We start from the raw sequence: 17,089 nt of genomic DNA, 5'->3' as shown, positions 1-17,089 counted from the left end.
ATGGCTATCCACGAAGAAGACAAGATCGACTGCCACAACCATATCTTCGATCCGGCGCGCTTCGCTTATCGCGACGACACGGTCTACCGGCCTTCGGGCCAGGAGATCGGCACGGCCAGCCAGTTCCTGCGCGTGATGGACGCTCACGGCGTGCGTCACGCGCTGCTCGTCGGTCCGACGAGCGGTTATCGCACGGACAATCGCTGCATGCTCGATGCGATCGTGCAGGGAGCGGGGCGGTTCAAGGGGATCGCGGTGGTCGATAACGATATCGGCCGCAGCGAACTGCAAGCGCTGAAGGCGGCGGGTGTGGTCGGCGTCGCGTTCAATCCGGCGATGGAAGGCGCGTCGGTTTTCAACGATGCCGGCGCGCTCCTCGACATGCTCGCCGACTTCGACATGTTCGCGCAGATTCAGGTCGTCGGCGATCAACTGGTGGCGTTGCTGCCGATGATTAAACGCACGCGGATGCGGGTTTTGATCGACCATTGCGGGCGGCCGGAAGTCGAGCACGGCTTGAACCAGCCGGGGTTTCAGGCGCTGCTGCGTCTTGCGGATGGCGGGCGCGTGACGGTCAAGCTGTCGGGATGGCAAAAGTTCTCGAAGCAGGATCATCCCTACGAAGACGCGCAGCCTTATGTGAGGGAACTGCTGCGCGCGTTCGGGCCGGATGCGTGCGTGTGGGGATCGGACTGGCCGTTTCTGCGCGCGACGTCGAGGCTGGATTATGGGCCGTTGCTGGAACTGTTCGCGCACATTGTTCCCGATGCAGGGGAACGGCGGCGCGTGTGGTGGGACACGCCGCGGAGGGTGTTCGGTTTGGGCCGGTGAAAGACCGGCCCAAACACTCACCGCCCCGCCGCCGCCCGCACCATCCCCCGACGCTGCGACATCCCCCACGCAACCGTCATCCCGATCCCGAGCGTCGCGAGGCACACCATCGGCACGACCATCGGCGCGCCCGCGTTGCCCGCGACCTTCCCGACATACGGCATCAGATTCTGGCTGAAGAACCCGCCGAGATTGCCGATTGAATTGATCGCCGCGACGCTCGCCGCCGCCCGCGCGCCGGAAAAGAAGCGCGGCGGCAGCGACCAGAAGCACGGATACAAGAGCGGAATGCACGCCCCGCCGAGCACGAGCGCGGCAAAGCGCAGCGGCAGCGTCGGCAACGCCAGACTCAGCGCGAAACCCACCACCCCGACGCCCGCGACGATCGCCATCGCCTTCAGCACGACGCCCTCACGCTTGAGTTTCGCGGGCAGCCACAGCAGCAGCAGCGCGCCGATTCCCCACGGAATCATGTTCAACAAGCCATTGAGCGACGACGGTACACCGCCGCTCTTGAGCAGCGTCGGCATCCAGTAGGTCACGCCGTACAGCGACGTCGACATCAGCATGTACGCGGCGGCGAACATCAGGACGCGCGGATCGATCAGCGCGCGCCACGGATGGGTCGACGTTGCCTCGGGTGACGCCTCGCGCAACAACGCGCTCTTCATCACGCGCTTTTCGTCGTCGGAGAGAAAGGGCGCGTCGTCCACCGAGTTCGGCAGAAAGCGCAACGCGACGCCCGCGACCAGGATCGCCGGCGCGCCCGTCGCGACGAACACCCATTGCCAGCCCGCAAGGCCGAAGTTGCCGTCGAGCGAGAGCAGCAACCCGCCCGCGAGCGAGCCGAGCATGTTGGCAAGCGCGCTGCCGAGCGTGAAGAACCCGAGCATGCGCGTGCGATGGCTCTGCGGAAACCACAGCGTCAGGTAAAAAATCACGCCCGGATAGAAGCCCGCTTCGGCCACGCCGAGCGCAAAGCGAAAGACGTAGAAGAGGCCCATCGAATGCGTGAAGGCCATCAGGACCGTGATGACGCCCCATGTCAGCATGATCCGCGCGAGCCACAGCCGCGCGCCGAATCGATGCAGCGCGAGCGTGCTCGGCACCTCGAACAGCAGGTAGCCGATGAAGAACAGCGAGGCGCCCAGCCCGTACGATGCCTCGGTCATGCCGAGGTCGTGCACCATCTGCAACTTGGCGAAACCGACGTTCTGCCGGTCGATGAACGCGATCAGGAACATGACGATCAACAAAGGCATCAATCGCCATGCGGTCTTGGTCACGACCTGCTGTTCGCTGAGGGAAGTCGTCGGGGTCATGCGGTCTCTCCGTGAAATTCATATATATGTTTGGTTGAATCCGACGGCGCGACAATCAGTAATTACCCGGCGAAGTTGCTTTTTAGGGTTTGTCTTAACGTGACCTCGACGGTAAAAACATGCAAACATATACATGAATTCACGACACGAACCGACATGCAAGCCGACAACCGACTCCCCCGCTACCAGCGTCTGCGCGACGAACTCATCGCGCAGATCGCCGCGCGCCACTGGCGTCCGGGCGAAGCCATCCCGACCGAACAGGCGCTCGCCAAGAGCTACGACGTCGCCGTCGGCACGGTGCGCAAGGCGGTCGATCTCCTGGTGAACGAAGGCTTGCTCGAACGCTTTCAGGGCCGCGGGACCTTCGTGCGGCGCGCGAGCTTCGACAGTTCGTTGTTCCGCTTCTTCCGCTTTCAGACGAAGCAAGGCGAGCGGCGCATCCCCGAGAGTCGGATTCTGCGGCGGGAAATCACCGAGGCGCCGTCGGCCGTCGCGGCCGCGCTGCAAATCGCGCCGAAGGCACGCGTGATCCGCCTGTCGCGGCTGCGCCTGATCGACGACGTGCCGATGCTCGCCGAGGAAATCTGGCTGCCGTTCGAGCGCTTCGCGGCCTTCGCGCAACTGCCGATCGACGACATCGGCGACCTGCTCTATCCGGTCTATGAGGCGCAGTGCAACCAGGTCATCGCATCGGCGACGGAGACGCTGACCGTCGAGTCCATCGGGCCGTTGCATGCGCGCCTGCTGCGCATCGAGCCGGGCACGCCGACGGTCGTCATCGAGCGTCTTGCCTACGGCTACGATCGCCAGCCGCTGGAATGGCGACGCTCGCGCGGTCCGGCGAGCGAATTCATCTACACCGCCGAGATCCGCTGATCCAGCGCGGGCGCAGCCAGGAGTCAACGATGTTCCGATGGTTCAGGGAAATATCCGGCAACGAGAAGCGCACGTTCTGGGCGTGCTTCGGCGGCTGGGCGCTCGACTCGCTCGACGTGCAGATGTTCAGCCTCGTGATCCCGGCGATCATCGCGGAATGGTCGATCAGCCGCACGCAGGCGGGGCTGGTCGGCGGCGCGACGCTGGTGGCATCGGCGATCGGCGGATGGGTCGCCGGCATGCTCGCCGACCGCATCGGCCGCGTGAAGACGTTGCAGTGGACCGTCGCGTTCTTCTCGGTCTTCACGTTCCTTTGCGCGTTCGCGCAGACCTATCCGATGTTTCTCGTGCTCAAGAGCCTGCAAGGGTTCGGCTTCGGCGGCGAGTGGGCCGCCGGCGCCGTGCTGATGGCCGAAGCGATTCGTCCCGAGCATCGCGGCAAGGCAATGGGCACCGTGCAGAGCGCGTGGGCGGTCGGCTGGGCGGCGGCCGTGCTGCTTTATGCGCTCATGTTCTCGCTCGTTCCCGCCGACACCGCATGGCGCGTGATGTTCGGCATCGGCATCCTGCCGGCGCTGCTGATCCTCTATGTGCGGCGCGGCGTCGAAGAGCCGGTGGCGCGCCGCGACGTGCAAGCGAAAGGCATGCCGCTCTTCAGCATCTTTGCGCCGCAGATGCTGCGCATGACGCTCGTCGGCGGGTTGCTGGGCGTCGGCGCGCACGGCGGCTATTACGCGCTGATGACGTGGCTGCCGACCTTCCTCAAGACCGAGCGCCATCTCTCCGTGCTCGGCACCGGCGGCTATCTCGCGGTGATCATCGTCGCGTTCTTTTGCGGGTGTCTCGTGAGCGCGCACCTGCTCGATCGCATCGGCCGGCGCGCGACGATCCTGCTGTTCTCGATCTGCTGCGTGGCGACGGTCGTCGTTTATCTGTTTCTGCCGCTCGGCAATGCCGCGATGCTCGTGCTCGGCTTTCCGCTCGGCTTCTTCGCGGCCGGCATCCCGGCGAGCATGGGCGCGCTCTTCTCGGAGCTTTATCCGCGCGGCACGCGGGGCACCGGCGTGGGCTTCTGCTACAACGTCGGGCGCGTCGTCTCGGCGGGCTTTCCGGTGCTGGTCGGGCATATGTCCGCGAACATGTCGCTCGGCATGGCGATCGGCATCGACGCGGCGATCGCGTATTCGATCGTCGTCGTGGCCGTGCTGATGCTGCCGGAAACGCGCGGCAGGACGCTCGCCGACGACTTTCCGGAACCCGAGACGATCGTGCCGCTGCCGCGCGCGCATCGGCGCTGAAGCGGGCCGACGCAACATGGCGAACCAGCAGGAACACGACGCGGCGATCACGGCCATCGATGCGCACGCGCATGTCTTCGAGCGCGGACTGCCGCTGGCGGCGCGGCGCCGCTACGCGCCGGATTACGACGCGACGCTCGCGGACTATCTTGCGAGACTCGACGCCCACGGCATCTCGCACGGCGTGCTCGTGCAGCCGAGCTTCCTCGGCACCGACTGCCGCTATCTGCTGGACGCGCTGGCGCGCGCGCCCGGGCGTTTGCGCGGGGTCGCCGTAATCGATCCGTCGTGCGAGCCCGCGACTTTCGAGGCGATGGATCGCGCGGGCGTCGTCGGCATCCGGCTGAATCTCCTGCAAGCGCCCGACCCGCATTTCGACGATCCGGCATGGCGGGCGACGCTCGCGCAGATCGCGCGGCTCGGATGGCATGTCGAATTGCATGTCGAGGCGGCGCGGCTCGCGGGCATCGTCCGGCCGCTCCTGGATTACGAGGTGCGCATCGTCGTCGATCATTTCGGGCGGCCGGAGCCGTCGCTGGGCGTCGGCGATCCGGGTTTTCGCGATCTGCTCTCGCTCGGACGCACGGGGAGAGTCTGGGTGAAGGTGTCCGGCGTCTACCGGATCGGCGGGCTCGCGCCGGCGCGAGCGGCAACCGACGCGCTGAAAGCGGCGTTCGGCGTGGACCGTCTCGTGTGGGGCAGCGACTGGCCGCACACGCAGTTCGAGCGGGCGGAGCGTTTCGGCGACGCGCTGCGCGTCCTGCACACGCTCATTCCGGACGCGCGCGAGCGACGCGCCGTGCTGGCGACCACGCCCGCGCAATTGTTCGGCTTCGTTTAGCGCGCTTCAGGCCGCTTTGCCGCCGACGTCCTGCCCGGCCCAGATCTGGCTGTCGGGAAACCAGAAGGCGTCCGGCCTCGGCGGCGCGGCGAGCGTGACCGGTAAATCGGGATTGAATATCTTCGACCACGCCGATAAATACGACGGCATTTTCACGAGATAACCGCAATTCGAAAGCAGCAGGCTCGATACCAGCGCTTCGCGTCCGATTTCGAGTCCTGGATAACCGCTGAAATGAATCGGCTTATCGCCGTTCGAAAGCAGTTTCGCGGGCGCCACTTTAACGGGGCGGCTAAAAGGCCACGCGCAAAAGAAATCGATGAACGGCTGTTCGTCGCTTGAAACGAATATATTCGTCAATTGCGGATTGAGCGCGAGCGTCTGTTCGACCAGCCGGCAAAAATCGCCCCACGGCACCGTCATGGCTTCGATCTTTTTATCGGTGCCTCTGAAATGCACGCCCAAAGTCGATTCGCCGATGTCGAGTCTTTTACATATCGATTCGACTTCTTCGCGAACAGACGCCGCCGGCCGATAATAAGACCGGAATAGTTCGCTCGCGCCGTGCAGGCGAAGTCCCGCCTCATAACGCTGGCGAAAACCCAGTTGAACCAGATCGCGCACGGTGGATGTGCGGACCTTGCGCGGCGAGGGCGCACCGGCGGACGGCCGCACGGTTTCGAAGAGCGCCGAGAACCAGTCGATCTTGCCTTCCGGATCGCCGTAAAGCCCGCCGCGCGCCGAGATGCGCGGTGTCAGCCGCTTTTCGTCGCAATGCATGAGAATGAACAGGACCATCTGCATCACGGAAAAGAAGCCGGAGTTTTCCCTGATCTCGATGGCGAATACGCTGCGGTTCAAACGCTGGCGTGCATGCAGCGAGAACCGGATCGGCGTGGCGACGGAATGCTTGAATCCTTCGCTGCGCCGGAATTGTCTCACCCGATCTACCACCTTTCGCAACATCGCGTGACTCCTAATCAATTAGGCTTGTTGGAATTTGCGTACGGCGTGCGATACCAGGAACTGTGCGCCAAGAATAGCACTGCCATATCGCAGCGGAGTAAATCCAACATGCGATTTCGTTGGGTAACAAACGCAGTCCGGTAAGAATTCCTCTACGAAACTGGTCGATCTTTTACGCAAACGTTGGCGTCGCCAATGGCGATGTCTTTCATATTCGGCTAATTGGAGTTAACCCCGAACGACGCCGCGAACGCGTGTATCGTGCATGTTCCGCGAACGCCGCCATGCCCCATGACCGATCTGTCGATATACGGCGGGCTTTTCGTCGTCGCGCTCGTCGCCGCGACGATTTTTCCGCTCCAGTCCGAAGCGCTGCTCGTCGGCTTGCTGCTGCACGGCGGGCATCCGGCGTGGCTGCTGGTCGCGGTGGCGAGCGTCGGCAACATCGCGGGCTCGACAATCAACTGGGTACTCGGGCGCTCGATCGAGCGGTTCCGCGACCGCCGATGGTTTCCGATCAAGCCGGTCGCGCTCGATCGCGCGGAACGCTGGTATCGTCGGTACGGGCGCTGGACGCTGCTGTTGTCATGGACGCCCGTCATCGGCGACCCGCTCACGATGATCGCGGGCGTGCTGCGCGAGCCGCTGCCGTCGTTCCTCTTGATCGTCGCCATCGCGAAGACGGGACGCTACGTCGCGGTGGCGGCGCTGACGATGATGTAAGGCCGAGTCGCATCCCGTGCGCAGAGTTTGCGTTTTCCATCCTTCGGTGAAAGTCGATCGACGCACGCTGACCATGAACGCTCGCCCGCCCGACCCGCGCCCTTCGCCGTTCGCGACGCTCATCCGTATCACCCGCGACGCCTTGACGGCGCTCGGCCGCGAACTGGCGGCATGGAAGCCCTCGGCGGAGCGCGCCGGCTTCGCCGCGCAGGCGGTGGCGTCGGTCGCCCTCGCGGTGGCGCTCGCGCGGGCGTTCGACCTGTCCAACACCTGGTGGGCGGCGATCAGCGGCTTCGCGGTCATGCAGACGAGCTTCGCCGCGTCCGCGCGGCGCGGGCTGCATCGGATCCTCGGCACGGTGCTCGGCGGCCTGCTCGGCGCGTTGGCCGGTCCCGCGCTCGGCGGTCTGCCGTGGCTCTTTGTGCCGGCGATGGGCGCGATCGGGGGCGTCGCCGTGTACCGGGCGCTCGCGTCGGAATTCAGCTACGCGTGGGTGCTCGGCGGCGCCACCGCGCTGATGGTGATCTTCGAGGCGCACACGCTCCCCACCTTCGCGGCGACCGCCTCGTTCGCGACGCTGCGCGTGTCGGAAGTCGTCGTCGGGACGTTGGCCTGCGTGCCGGTGTCGGGCGTCTTTCACGCCGGCGAGCGGCAGTATCGCCGGTATCGTCCGCTGGCCGCCGTCGAGGCGCTCGCCGCGTCGGTCGCGCAGCCGTCGCCGGAGTCGATTCGCGCCGCGCGCAAGCTGCTCGCGTGGCAGGGCGCGGCATCGATCGCGATCCTGGCGGCGCTCATCTATATCCTGAAGCTGCCCGGTTTCGCGCAGGCGATGGTCACCGCGATGGCCGTGCTCATTCTGCCGGCGGCGTCGCTGGCCGGTCACACGCGACGACCCGTCGCCGAACGGATGGTCCAGCGCTTCGCGGGCTGTCTGCTCGCGGGATTGATCGGCGTGGCGCTTTTGCCGCTTTTGGGCGATCACGCCTGGCTTTCGATGATCGCGCTGTCGGCCGGTGTGTGGTCCGGTTGCCATGTGCAGACCGGGAAGGAAGGCGCGAGCTATGTCGGGCGGCAGTTCACCATCGCGTTCATCATGGTGTTCGTGCAGGACCATCGCTGGTCGGCCGATCCGCTGCCGGCGCTCATGCGCCTGTCGGGCATCCTGATGGGCGTCGTCGTGCTCACCGCCGTGATGCTCGCGATGAGCCGGCTGCCGCTCGCCCGCGAAAGCAGCGACGCGCTCTGAACGCGGCGACTAATGGATCGGCACGAAGGACACGGGCGCATGCGCCTCGGGCGACAGGCGCGGCACTTCGACCACGCGCGGCATCACCTGATACGTGATGTGCGAGTGAGTTGAAAACGCGCGCAGGCGATCGGCCGGGAGCGCATCCGAAGCGGCGTCGTCCTTGCTGATTGCCGCCAATTGACCCGGCATGTAGAGCGGCACGGACGGCGATGGTTCGGGCTTTGCCGCCACCGCGCCGATCTCGCCGCGGGCCGAGCCCAACTGCATGAAGACCCATCCGGTCGAATAAGACAACCAGATGCGGCGCCACTGCAAGAAATCCATGCCCAGCAGCATGTCGGTCGACATGGGCGTGTCGATCACGCCGACACGTGCATTTCCGAATGCACGGTCTCCCACCGTCATCTCCCTGAACTGGTGAACGCGCACGTCCAACGGCTTACCGTTGATGGCCCGGCCCGAGCTTGCGGGATCGTTCGCGGTGATGTCGGCGCCGGCGTCGAGTGCCGCCTTTCGCGACACGACCGTGGATTCCGCGCCAGTGTCGAGCAGCGCCCGCATCCGGTGACGATCGAGCCCGAGCGTCAGGATGAAACGATGACGCGACGTGTATTCCGCCGAGTACGCCTGGTAGTCACTGCTCCACGGCGCGAAGCGGCCGCGACAGTTGCGCGCGGAATAGAGCGTCATCGTCTTCGCCGGGAAATCCAGTTCGACGTCGAAACGCGACAGGACATCGTTCCCAAGGATGCCGATCACGGAGGTCGTCCTGCCTTGCGTGGGAAAGCTCATTTTTGCTGTCGGCGTGACGAGACGGGTCCATTCCACCGGCCCGAGCTTCAGCGAATCGACGATGCGCGGATAGTCATGCTCCGCGCTTTCGCCAAGACCGTTCACTTGCTCGGTATGCGCGATATTGCGCGGCAATTGCAGCGCGTCGGCCGCGTCGGCGGAAAGCAGCGTTTTGTCCGAACCGGTATCGACGATGAACAGACGCGTTTCGCCGTTGAAGCCGACCGGCACGGCGTAGTGTTTGCCGATGTCAGTCAGCGGCAGCTTTGCTTCGGTATCCAGATGACAGCCCGCACCCGACGACACGTTTTGCGCCTGCGCGGCCGCCCAGGGCGCCAGCGCCACGAAGCAGAAGGCGATCGCTTGCCTGCGGAGTTTTCGGACCATGTTTGCGGAGCATAGAGACGTGACGGAGAGATATTAAGTATGACATATCAATGCGATCGACAAGCACGGCGTCATTGTTAAATACTGCTTCCAGACGGCCCGCGCGAATCAGTGACGCAGTTCCCCCGGTCCTTTCCCCGTCCAGCGCTTGAGCGCCCGCCGGAAGTTCGCCGCATCGCTGAAACCGAGCAGCATCGCGATATCGTCGGTGCTCATCTTGGTCGTCTTCAGATATTCCGTCGCGAGCGAGCAGCGCACGTCGTCGACGATCGCGACGAATGACGTTCCCTCCGCCTCCAGACGGCGCCGCAGCGTGCGGCTCGTCATCTTCAGGACTTGCGCGACCTCTTCCATGCTCGGGAAGACGCCGGGTTCACGCATCAGCACCTGATAGACCTCGCCGGACGCGCCGACCGACGTCTTCGCCTGCCCGATCAGACGGTCGCAGGTTTCCTGGAGCAGCGCCGCCGAATGCAGATGCGCGAGCTGCGGCTTCTGGCCGAGGATGGCGCTGTCGTAGATCAGCTCGCATTGGTCTTGATCGAACTCGCACGGGCAGCCAAGATACTTCGGATAGAGATCGGCGTGGGCCGGAGCGGGATAGGAAAAGCAGGCCTTCACGGGCGGGCAGCTTCGGCCGGCGACGTCCTGCAAATGCGTGACGTGCTGCGTGAATTGCTGCTCGATCACGAACTCGCGCAGTTCGCGCGACGGACTGGAGATGAACGCGTCGGGAAAGGTCCAGACGCCCTTATCGGGATATTCGGTCCAGGCGATGGTGACGGTAGGCGTCGCGAGCCGATGGTATTTCACGCCGAGCCTGAAGTAATCGCGCAACGACAGGCACGACATCAGCGCGTAGCCGTACATGCCGTAGGCGGACAGGTGCAGGCGCGAGCCCACTTCGAACGGCGTGGCCGGATCGGTGGACAACTGGATCGCGTTCTTGCACACGGCCGCGTACTGGCGCACCGAAGTGAGCGTGGCGGCGTCGTCAATTTCTTCGGCCTTCACGCCGCTGCCTTTCAGGCTGTCCTCCGGGGCGATGCCTTGCTCCGCAAGCACTTCCACCAGCGCCGCGATCTTGTAGGGCGCGTAGATGCGCTCGTTGAGCAGCGGATATTTCGACGACACGGCCTGCCTCCGAGAATGTCCCCGGCAGCTATCCATCTGTCCGGAAATGACCTTACCGACGCCATGCTATCCCACTACCATCGGTATCACAAGGGAGCGGTCCGCATGCCACGCCACCTCTCATAGAAAACACCGGAGACAGCATTCAGCCATGAGCACTACCAGCCGCAAGGTCATCATTTCCTGCGCCGTGACGGGTTCCGCGCATGTCCCGTCGATGTCGGATTATCTGCCGATCACGCCGGAGGACATCCGCTCACAGGCGATCGAAGCGGCCGAAGCCGGCGCCGCGATCCTTCACCTGCACGCGCGCGATCCGCGCGACGGCCGGCCGACGCCGAGCCCCGACGTCTACCGCGAGTTCGTGCCCGCGATCGCGCAGGCGACCGACGCCGTCATCAACATCACGACGGGCGGCAGCACGCGCATGACGCTCGACGAGCGGCTCGCCTATGCGCGCATCGCGCGGCCCGAGATGTGTTCGCTCAACATGGGATCGATGAATTTTTCCCTGCATCCGGTGGCGGCGAAGATCGAATCGTGGCGCTTCGACTGGGAAAAGGACTACGTCGAAGGCATGGAGGACATGATCTTCCGCAACACCTTCCGGGACATCCGCAATATTCTCGCGGAGTTTCAGGAGTACGGCACGCGCTTCGAGTTCGAATGCTATGACGTCGGGCATCTGTACAACCTGGCGCATTTCGTCGATCAGGGATTGATCAAGGGGCCGTTCTTCATCCAGTCCGTGTTCGGGATTCTCGGCGGCCTCGGCCCCGATCCCGAAAACGTGGCGCTCATGCGCTCGACCGCCGACCGGCTTTTCGGTCGCGAGAACTACCACTTCTCGATTCTCGGCGCGGGCCGCCACCAGATGTCGCTCGTGACGATGGGCGCGATTCTCGGCGGCAACGTGCGCGTCGGGCTGGAGGACAGCGTGTACCTCGAAAAGGGCGTGAAGGCGAAGACCAACGCGGAACAGGTCCGCAAGATCCGGCGAATCCTCGAAGAGCTCTCGTTCGAGATCGCGACGCCCGCCGACGCCCGCCAGATGCTCGGCCTGAAGGGCGCGGGCAAGACCGCGCTCTGACATCCGCCGCTCAATACAAACAAGCTGCATACAAGCAGATTCCTTGCAGGAGACACCATGACTACGCATTCCACCGGACACGGCACGGACGACACGCATCGGATCGCCACGCTCAAGGCGATGCAGAAGCTCATCCCGCTGATGTGCGCCATCTATTTCATGTCGTATCTCGACCGGACCAACGTCGCGCTCGCCAAGGCGCAACTCGCGGCCGATCTGGGCATCAGCGCCGCCGCCTACGGGCTCGGCGCGGGCATCTTCTTCATCGGCTACGCGCTGCTCGAAGTGCCGAGCAATCTGGCCGCGCACCGGGTCGGGCCGCGCCGCTGGATCGCGCGCATCGCGGTGACGTGGGGCGCGCTCTCCGCCGCGATGATGTTCGTGAAAGGCGAGTATTCGTTCTACGCGATCCGCGTGCTGCTCGGCATCGCCGAAGCGGGTCTGTTTCCCGCGCTGATGTACATGGTCACGCTCTGGTTCGCGCCGAAGGACCGTCCGGTGGCCGTCGGCTGGATCTACACGGCGCCGGCCATCGCGCTCGTGATCGGCAATCCGCTGGGCGGCGCGCTGATGCAGCTCGACGGTACGGGCGGTCTGCACGGCTGGCAGTGGATGTTCCTGCTGGAAGGCCTGCCGACGATCGTCGTCGGCGTGCTGCTGTACTTCAAGCTGCCCGAGCGGCCGCGCGACGCCCGCTGGCTCTCCCCGGCCGAAGCGCGCTCGCTTGAAACGCACGCGGTCATCGACACGCACGGCGACGCCGACCTGTCGTCCGCGAACTGGATCGCGGCGCTCAAGCGTCCGAGCACCATCCTCATCGGGCTGATCTACTTTCTGAACCAGGTGGCGTTCGTCGGCCTCGTGTTCTTCACGCCGGCCATGATCCAGCAGATGCACGTGAAAACGCCGATCGTCGTCGGGCTGCTGTCGAGCAGTGTCGGCATCGGCTTTTTGCTGGGCGTGCTGATCCTTCCGCGCATCCATCGCCGCATGAAGGGCGACTGCCTGTACCTCGGCGTGCTGACGGCCGGGCTGGTCGCGAGCGGCCTGGCGTTCATCGCGTCGACGAGTCCGGTGGTCCAGATCGCGCTCTTCGTGGCAACCGCCTTCTTCGGCGGCGGCGTGCTGCCTTCCTACTGGGCCATCGCGATGAAACGGCTGCAAGGCATCCAGGCCGCGGCGGGGCTCGCGTTCATCAATACCATCGGGCTGATCGGCGGCTTCGTGGGTCCGTATGTCTTCGGCATGGCCGAGACGGCGTCGGGCAAAAGCGCCTCCGGCTTCACCGTGGTGGTCGCGGCGGCGGTGCTGGGCCTCGTGCTCGTGCCGCTGCTCGCGAAGGCGATCCGGCTCGAAGCGCGCCCGGACGCGCTCGGCCAGCCCGCGCTCGAAGTGGATGCGTGACGAGGCGTGCGGAGTTCAAATTCAAAAATGAGTGGAGAGCAGGGAATGAGACTGAAAGGCAAGGTAGCGATCGTGACCGGCGCGGGCCAGGGAATCGGCGCGGCGACGGCACTGAAGTTTGCTCGAGAAGGGGCGGTGGTCGCGGCATGCGACGTGAATCGCGAGGCGTTGTCGAACGTGGTCGAAGCCTGCCGTGAAGCGGGCCGTGAAGCGGGCAGCGAAGCCGACGCCTTCGTCGTGGATGTCGTGGACCGGAAGTCGGTCAACGAGATGGTGGCACGCGTGCTCGCGACGCATGGCCGGATCGACGTGCTGGTGAACAACGCCGGCATCACGCGCGATGCCCGGCTCCAGAAGATGACGCTCGAACAGTTCGACGACGTCATCGACGTCAATCTGCGCGGCGTCTTTCATGCGGCGCAAGCGGTAGTCGATACGATGGTGGAGCAGCGAAGCGGCGTCATCCTGAACGCAAGCTCGGTGGTGGGGATTTACGGCAACTACGGCCAGACCAACTACGCGGCGGCCAAGTTCGGCGTGATCGGCTTCACGAAAACGTGGAGCCGCGAACTCGGGCCGAAGGGCATTCGCGTGAACGCTGTCGCGCCGGGTTTCATCGACACGCCCATTCTCGCGACCGTGCCCGAAGAAGTCATGGCGAAGATGCGCGAGCAGGTTCCGCTGCGCCGTCTGGGCAAACCCGAGGAAATCGCCAGCATCTACGCGTTCCTCGCAAGCGACGAGGCCAGCTACATCAACGGCGCGGTGATCGAGGCATCGGGAGGCATGTCGCTATGAGCGTACTCGATCTTCTCAAGCCGGCGCCGGGCCTTCGGGTTCTCGTGACGGGCGCCGCCACGGGCATCGGCGCGGCCATCGCCGAGGCCTTCCTCGAAGCGGACGCAGCGGTCTATATCTGCGACGTCGACGCGGCCGCCGTCGAGCGCGCGAAGGCGCGTCATCCGCGTCTTCGCGCGGGCGTCGCGGATGTGGCGAATCGCGAGCAGGTGGACGCCGTCATCGACGATGCGCGCCGCACGCTCGGCGGACTGGACGTTCTCGTAAACAACGCGGGCATCGCCGGTCCGACGGGCGCGGTCGAGTCGATCGACCCCGCCGAGTGGGAGCGCACGGTCGCGACCAATCTCAACAGCCAGTATTACTTCCTGCGACAAGCCGTGCCCGTGCTGAAGGAGACCTCCGACGCGCCGGCCATCATCGCGATGTCTTCCGTGGCGGGCCGTCTCGGCTACGCGTTTCGCACGCCCTACGCCGCGACCAAGTGGGCGATCGTCGGCCTGGTGAAGTCGCTCGCCGTGGAACTCGGGCCGGACAACATCCGCGTGAATGCGATCCTTCCCGGCGTGGTCGAAGGCGAGCGAATGGACCGCGTGATCGCGGCGCGCGCGCAATCGCTCGACATTTCAGTCGACGCCATGCGCGACGCGTATCTGCAAAAGATCTCGCTGCGGCGCATGGTGAGCGTCGACGACATCGCCGCGATGACGCTGTTTCTGGCATCGCCCGCGGGCCGCAACATCTCGGGGCAGGCGATCAGCGTGGACGGCAACGTCGAATATCTGTAGTTGCCGCCGCCGCAGAACGTGGCTCAGGCCTCTTCGGCCCAGGCCATGTTCTCGCGCGCCATCAGCGCCGACGATGCCGCCGGCCCGAACGTTCCCGCCGTGTAGGTGCGCGGCCGGTCGTTCAGCTCCTTCCAGCCGCCCAGAATCGGTTCGACCCACGCCCACGCGGCTTCGAGTTCGTCGCGCCGCATGAAGTGCGTGAGACGCCCGCGAATCACGTCGATGAGCAAACGTTCGTAGGCTTCCGCGCGACGCTCGGTGAACGCCTGCTGCAAGTCGAGATTCAGGTTCACCGGCAACATGTGCATGCCGCTGCCCGGTTCCTTCGCGAGCATCTGAAGCTGGATCGACTCTTCCGGCTGCAACTGGATGATGAGCCGGTTGCCGTAGTTGCGCGGGCCGCTCGGGATGATCGAAAACGGCAGGTCCGCGAAATCGATCACGATCTCCGACTGCCGCTTCTGCAACCGCTTGCCGGTGCGCAGGAAGAACGGCACGTTGGCCCAGCGCCAGTTGTTGATATGCGCGCGGATCGCGACGAAAGTCTCGGCGCGGCTGTCCTGCGGCACGTTCGCCTCTTCGAGATAACCCTTCACCGGCTCGCCGCCGATCGCGCCCGCCGCGTACTGGCCGCGCACGGTATCGCGCGCGATGTCGGCCACCGACATCGGCCTGAGCGAGCGCAGCACTTTCAGCTTTTCGTCGCGCACGGCGTCGGGATCGAGCGACACGGGCGGCTCCATCGCGACGATGCACAGCAGTTGCAGCAAGTGGTTCTGCACCATGTCGCGCAGCGCGCCCGTCTGATCGTAGAAGCCCGCGCGGCTGCCGACGCCCACCGTCTCCGACACCGTGATCTGCACGCTCTTGATGTACGGCGCCTGCCAGAGCGGCCCGAAGATCGCGTTGCCGAAGCGCAGCACCATCAGGTTCTGCACGGTCTCCTTGCCGAGATAGTGGTCGATGCGATAAATCTGCGCTTCCTTGAAATGCCGCCCGACCGATGCGTTGATCGCCTGCGCCGAGGCCAGATCGTGGCCGAGCGGCTTTTCGAGGACGACGCGCGAATGCTCGTCGACGAGACCCGCGTTCGCGAGGTTGTCGCAGATCGTCGTGAAGAGATCGGGCGCGGTCGCGAGATAGAAGACGCGCAGCGCGTTCGGCCGCGACACCTGCGCGAGCCGCTCGAAGTCGGCGGCGCTGTCGATGTCGATGCGCACGTAGTCGAAGAGCGCGAGAAACTTGTCCCACGCCTGATGGTCGAGCGCTTTCGCGTCGACGAACGGGCGCGAGTGCTCTTCCATGAACGCGAGGTAGTCGTCGCGCGACCAGTCCTTGCGGCCGATCGCGATGATGCGCGTCTCGGGCGGCAGGTTGCAGTGCAGATGCGCCATGTAGAGCGCGGGCAGCAGCTTGCGGGCGGACAGGTCGCCGCCGCCGCCGAAGATGATCATGTCGACGGGACGGTCGGTGGCGGATGGGTTCTGTGTCGTCATGGTGCGTAGGGTCGCCGGTTGAAGGGGCCGCGAAAGGCCGATTGAAGAGGCAAGCTCAGAACGGTCCGAAGATTGCTATGTTGCATGCTTTGCGGTCTTTTTGCACGCAACACCTCCTGCGCGCCGCGTGGCGCGGCCGTGGGCCGGCCCCGTCTTTCAAAATGTCGCGACCGACTCCGCGTCCGGTTAATTCAGCGACGGGTCGGCGCGCAGCGTATCGATGGCGAGATCGAGGAACGCGCGGACCTTCTGCGTCGCATGCCGACCTTCGCGATGCACGACGTGGATCGGCAGCGCGGGCGGCTCGAAATCCGGCAGCACGATGTCGAGCGTGCCGTCGCGCAAATGCTGCGCGATCTGATACGACAAGAGGCGCGTAATGCCGAAGCCCGCGACGGCGGCCGTGATCGCGGCGTCGTTGGTGGTGGTCGTGAGGCGCGGCTGGAGGCGCACGACCGTTTGCTTGCCGTCATCGAAGAGACGCCATTCGGGCGTCGTCGAGATGCCGCTCGCGAGGATCGTCGTGTGGCCGCTCAGGTCTTCGGGGCGGCGCGGCGTGCCGTGCGCCTTCAGATAGGCCGGCGACGCGCACAGCACGCGCCGCACGCGGCCGACGCGGATCGCCTGCAGCGTGGAATCGGGCATCTCGCCGATGCGCACCGCGACGTCGATGCCCTCGTCGACCAGATTCACCACGCGGTCGATGAACCACGCGTTGACATCGGCCTGCGGATAGCGCGACAGATAGTCGATCACGACCGGCATCACGAAGTACTTGCCGAACAGCATCGGCGCGGTGATGGTCAACTGGCCGCGCGGCGTCGAGTGCGTGCCGGTCGCCGAGAGCTCGGCGTCGTCGACTTCGCCGAGGATGCGGCGGCAGTCCTCGAAATAGGCCGTGCGGACCTCGGTCAGCCGCACGACGCGCGTCGTGCGCGTGAGGAGCCGCACGCCGAGCCGCTCTTCAAGTTCCGTCACGACGCGGCTCACCACCGAGGGCGAGACGTCGAGCTTGCGCGCGGCGGACGCAAAGCCGCCGGTTTCGACTACGGTCACGAACGTCGCCATCGCCTGGAATCGGTCCATCTCGC

Annotated in this window: 16 protein-coding genes; 10 read left to right on the top strand and 6 right to left on the bottom strand. The window is 65.1% G+C overall.

Features of this window, described 5'->3' with window-relative positions; genetic code table 11:
* Window positions 1–831 carry an amidohydrolase family protein gene (locus tag AWB66_RS00485; RefSeq protein ID WP_087628300.1) on the top strand — a complete coding sequence of 277 codons (831 nt, stop codon included), beginning with the start codon at window positions 1–3 and terminating at the stop codon, window positions 829–831.
* Window positions 832–848: 17 nt separating this feature from the next.
* Here AWB66_RS00485 and AWB66_RS00480 read toward each other — a convergent pair whose 3' ends face one another.
* On the bottom strand, window positions 849–2,153 hold the full coding sequence (locus tag AWB66_RS00480) for an MFS transporter (protein WP_087628299.1): 1,305 nt from the start codon (window positions 2,151–2,153) through the stop codon (window positions 849–851).
* 156 nt (window positions 2,154–2,309) lie between these two features.
* On the opposite strand from AWB66_RS00480, the gene AWB66_RS00475 reads away from it, so the two are divergent.
* Genes AWB66_RS00475 through AWB66_RS00465 form a run of 3 tightly spaced genes read left to right on the top strand, consistent with a single transcriptional unit; the run spans window position 2,310 to window position 5,171 of the window.
* Complete coding sequence (locus AWB66_RS00475; protein WP_087628298.1) at window positions 2,310–3,032, top strand: GntR family transcriptional regulator; 723 nt, start codon at window positions 2,310–2,312, stop codon at window positions 3,030–3,032.
* A gap of 29 nt (window positions 3,033–3,061) precedes the next feature.
* Window positions 3,062–4,330, top strand: coding sequence for an MFS transporter (locus AWB66_RS00470; RefSeq protein ID WP_087628297.1), 1,269 nt, complete (start codon window positions 3,062–3,064; stop codon window positions 4,328–4,330).
* Between the two features lie 16 nt (window positions 4,331–4,346).
* Window positions 4,347–5,171, top strand: a complete 825-nt coding sequence (locus AWB66_RS00465; RefSeq protein WP_087628296.1) for an amidohydrolase family protein — start codon at window positions 4,347–4,349, stop codon at window positions 5,169–5,171.
* Window positions 5,172–5,177: 6 nt separating this feature from the next.
* On the opposite strand, the gene AWB66_RS00460 is transcribed toward AWB66_RS00465, so the two are convergent.
* Window positions 5,178–6,137, bottom strand: coding sequence for an O-fucosyltransferase family protein (locus AWB66_RS00460; RefSeq protein ID WP_087628295.1), 960 nt, complete (start codon window positions 6,135–6,137; stop codon window positions 5,178–5,180).
* A gap of 291 nt (window positions 6,138–6,428) precedes the next feature.
* Here AWB66_RS00460 and AWB66_RS00455 point away from each other — a divergent pair, with 291 nt between their 5' ends.
* On the top strand, window positions 6,429–6,860 hold the full coding sequence (locus tag AWB66_RS00455) for a YqaA family protein (RefSeq protein ID WP_087628294.1): 432 nt from the start codon (window positions 6,429–6,431) through the stop codon (window positions 6,858–6,860).
* Window positions 6,861–6,933: 73 nt separating this feature from the next.
* On the top strand, window positions 6,934–8,106 hold the full coding sequence (locus AWB66_RS00450; protein WP_087628293.1) for an FUSC family protein: 1,173 nt from the start codon (window positions 6,934–6,936) through the stop codon (window positions 8,104–8,106).
* Between the two features lie 9 nt (window positions 8,107–8,115).
* Here AWB66_RS00450 and AWB66_RS00445 read toward each other — a convergent pair whose 3' ends face one another.
* Window positions 8,116–9,288 carry a retroviral-like aspartic protease family protein gene (locus AWB66_RS00445; RefSeq protein WP_087628292.1) on the bottom strand — a complete coding sequence of 391 codons (1,173 nt, stop codon included), beginning with the start codon at window positions 9,286–9,288 and terminating at the stop codon, window positions 8,116–8,118.
* Between the two features lie 108 nt (window positions 9,289–9,396).
* Window positions 9,397–10,422, bottom strand: a complete 1,026-nt coding sequence (locus AWB66_RS00440) for an AraC family transcriptional regulator (RefSeq protein WP_087628291.1) — start codon at window positions 10,420–10,422, stop codon at window positions 9,397–9,399.
* Window positions 10,423–10,573: 151 nt separating this feature from the next.
* Here AWB66_RS00440 and AWB66_RS00435 point away from each other — a divergent pair, with 151 nt between their 5' ends.
* Genes AWB66_RS00435 through AWB66_RS00420 form a run of 4 tightly spaced genes read left to right on the top strand, consistent with a single transcriptional unit; the run spans window position 10,574 to window position 14,502 of the window.
* The gene (locus AWB66_RS00435) at window positions 10,574–11,512 is read left to right on the top strand and encodes a 3,5-dioxohexanoate:acetyl-CoA acetone transferase (RefSeq protein WP_087628290.1); all 939 of its coding nucleotides are present in this window, start codon (window positions 10,574–10,576) and stop codon (window positions 11,510–11,512) included.
* A 57-nt stretch (window positions 11,513–11,569) separates the two neighbouring features.
* On the top strand, window positions 11,570–12,916 hold the full coding sequence (locus tag AWB66_RS00430) for an MFS transporter (RefSeq protein ID WP_087628289.1): 1,347 nt from the start codon (window positions 11,570–11,572) through the stop codon (window positions 12,914–12,916).
* A gap of 45 nt (window positions 12,917–12,961) precedes the next feature.
* The gene (gene fabG, locus AWB66_RS00425; RefSeq protein ID WP_087628288.1) at window positions 12,962–13,714 is read left to right on the top strand and encodes a 3-oxoacyl-[acyl-carrier-protein] reductase; all 753 of its coding nucleotides are present in this window, start codon (window positions 12,962–12,964) and stop codon (window positions 13,712–13,714) included.
* Window positions 13,711–14,502, top strand: coding sequence for an SDR family oxidoreductase (locus AWB66_RS00420; RefSeq protein WP_087628287.1), 792 nt, complete (start codon window positions 13,711–13,713; stop codon window positions 14,500–14,502). Before fabG ends, AWB66_RS00420 begins: the two co-directional genes overlap by 4 nt.
* 23 nt (window positions 14,503–14,525) lie before the next feature.
* On the opposite strand, the gene zwf is transcribed toward AWB66_RS00420, so the two are convergent.
* Window positions 14,526–15,998 (bottom strand): glucose-6-phosphate dehydrogenase, encoded by a 1,473-nt coding sequence (gene zwf, locus AWB66_RS00415; RefSeq protein ID WP_087628286.1) that lies wholly within the window; start codon window positions 15,996–15,998, stop codon window positions 14,526–14,528.
* A gap of 186 nt (window positions 15,999–16,184) precedes the next feature.
* On the bottom strand, window positions 16,185–17,084 hold the full coding sequence (locus tag AWB66_RS00410; protein WP_087628285.1) for a LysR family transcriptional regulator: 900 nt from the start codon (window positions 17,082–17,084) through the stop codon (window positions 16,185–16,187).
* Window positions 17,085–17,089: the final 5 nt, after the last annotated feature.

It is taken from the genome of Caballeronia telluris (assembly GCF_001544495.1).
GTDB classification, from domain to species: Bacteria; Pseudomonadota; Gammaproteobacteria; order Burkholderiales; family Burkholderiaceae; genus Caballeronia; species Caballeronia telluris.
The sequence above is the reverse complement of the archived record's forward strand: the minus strand, read 5'-3'. Positions and strand labels throughout refer to the sequence as shown.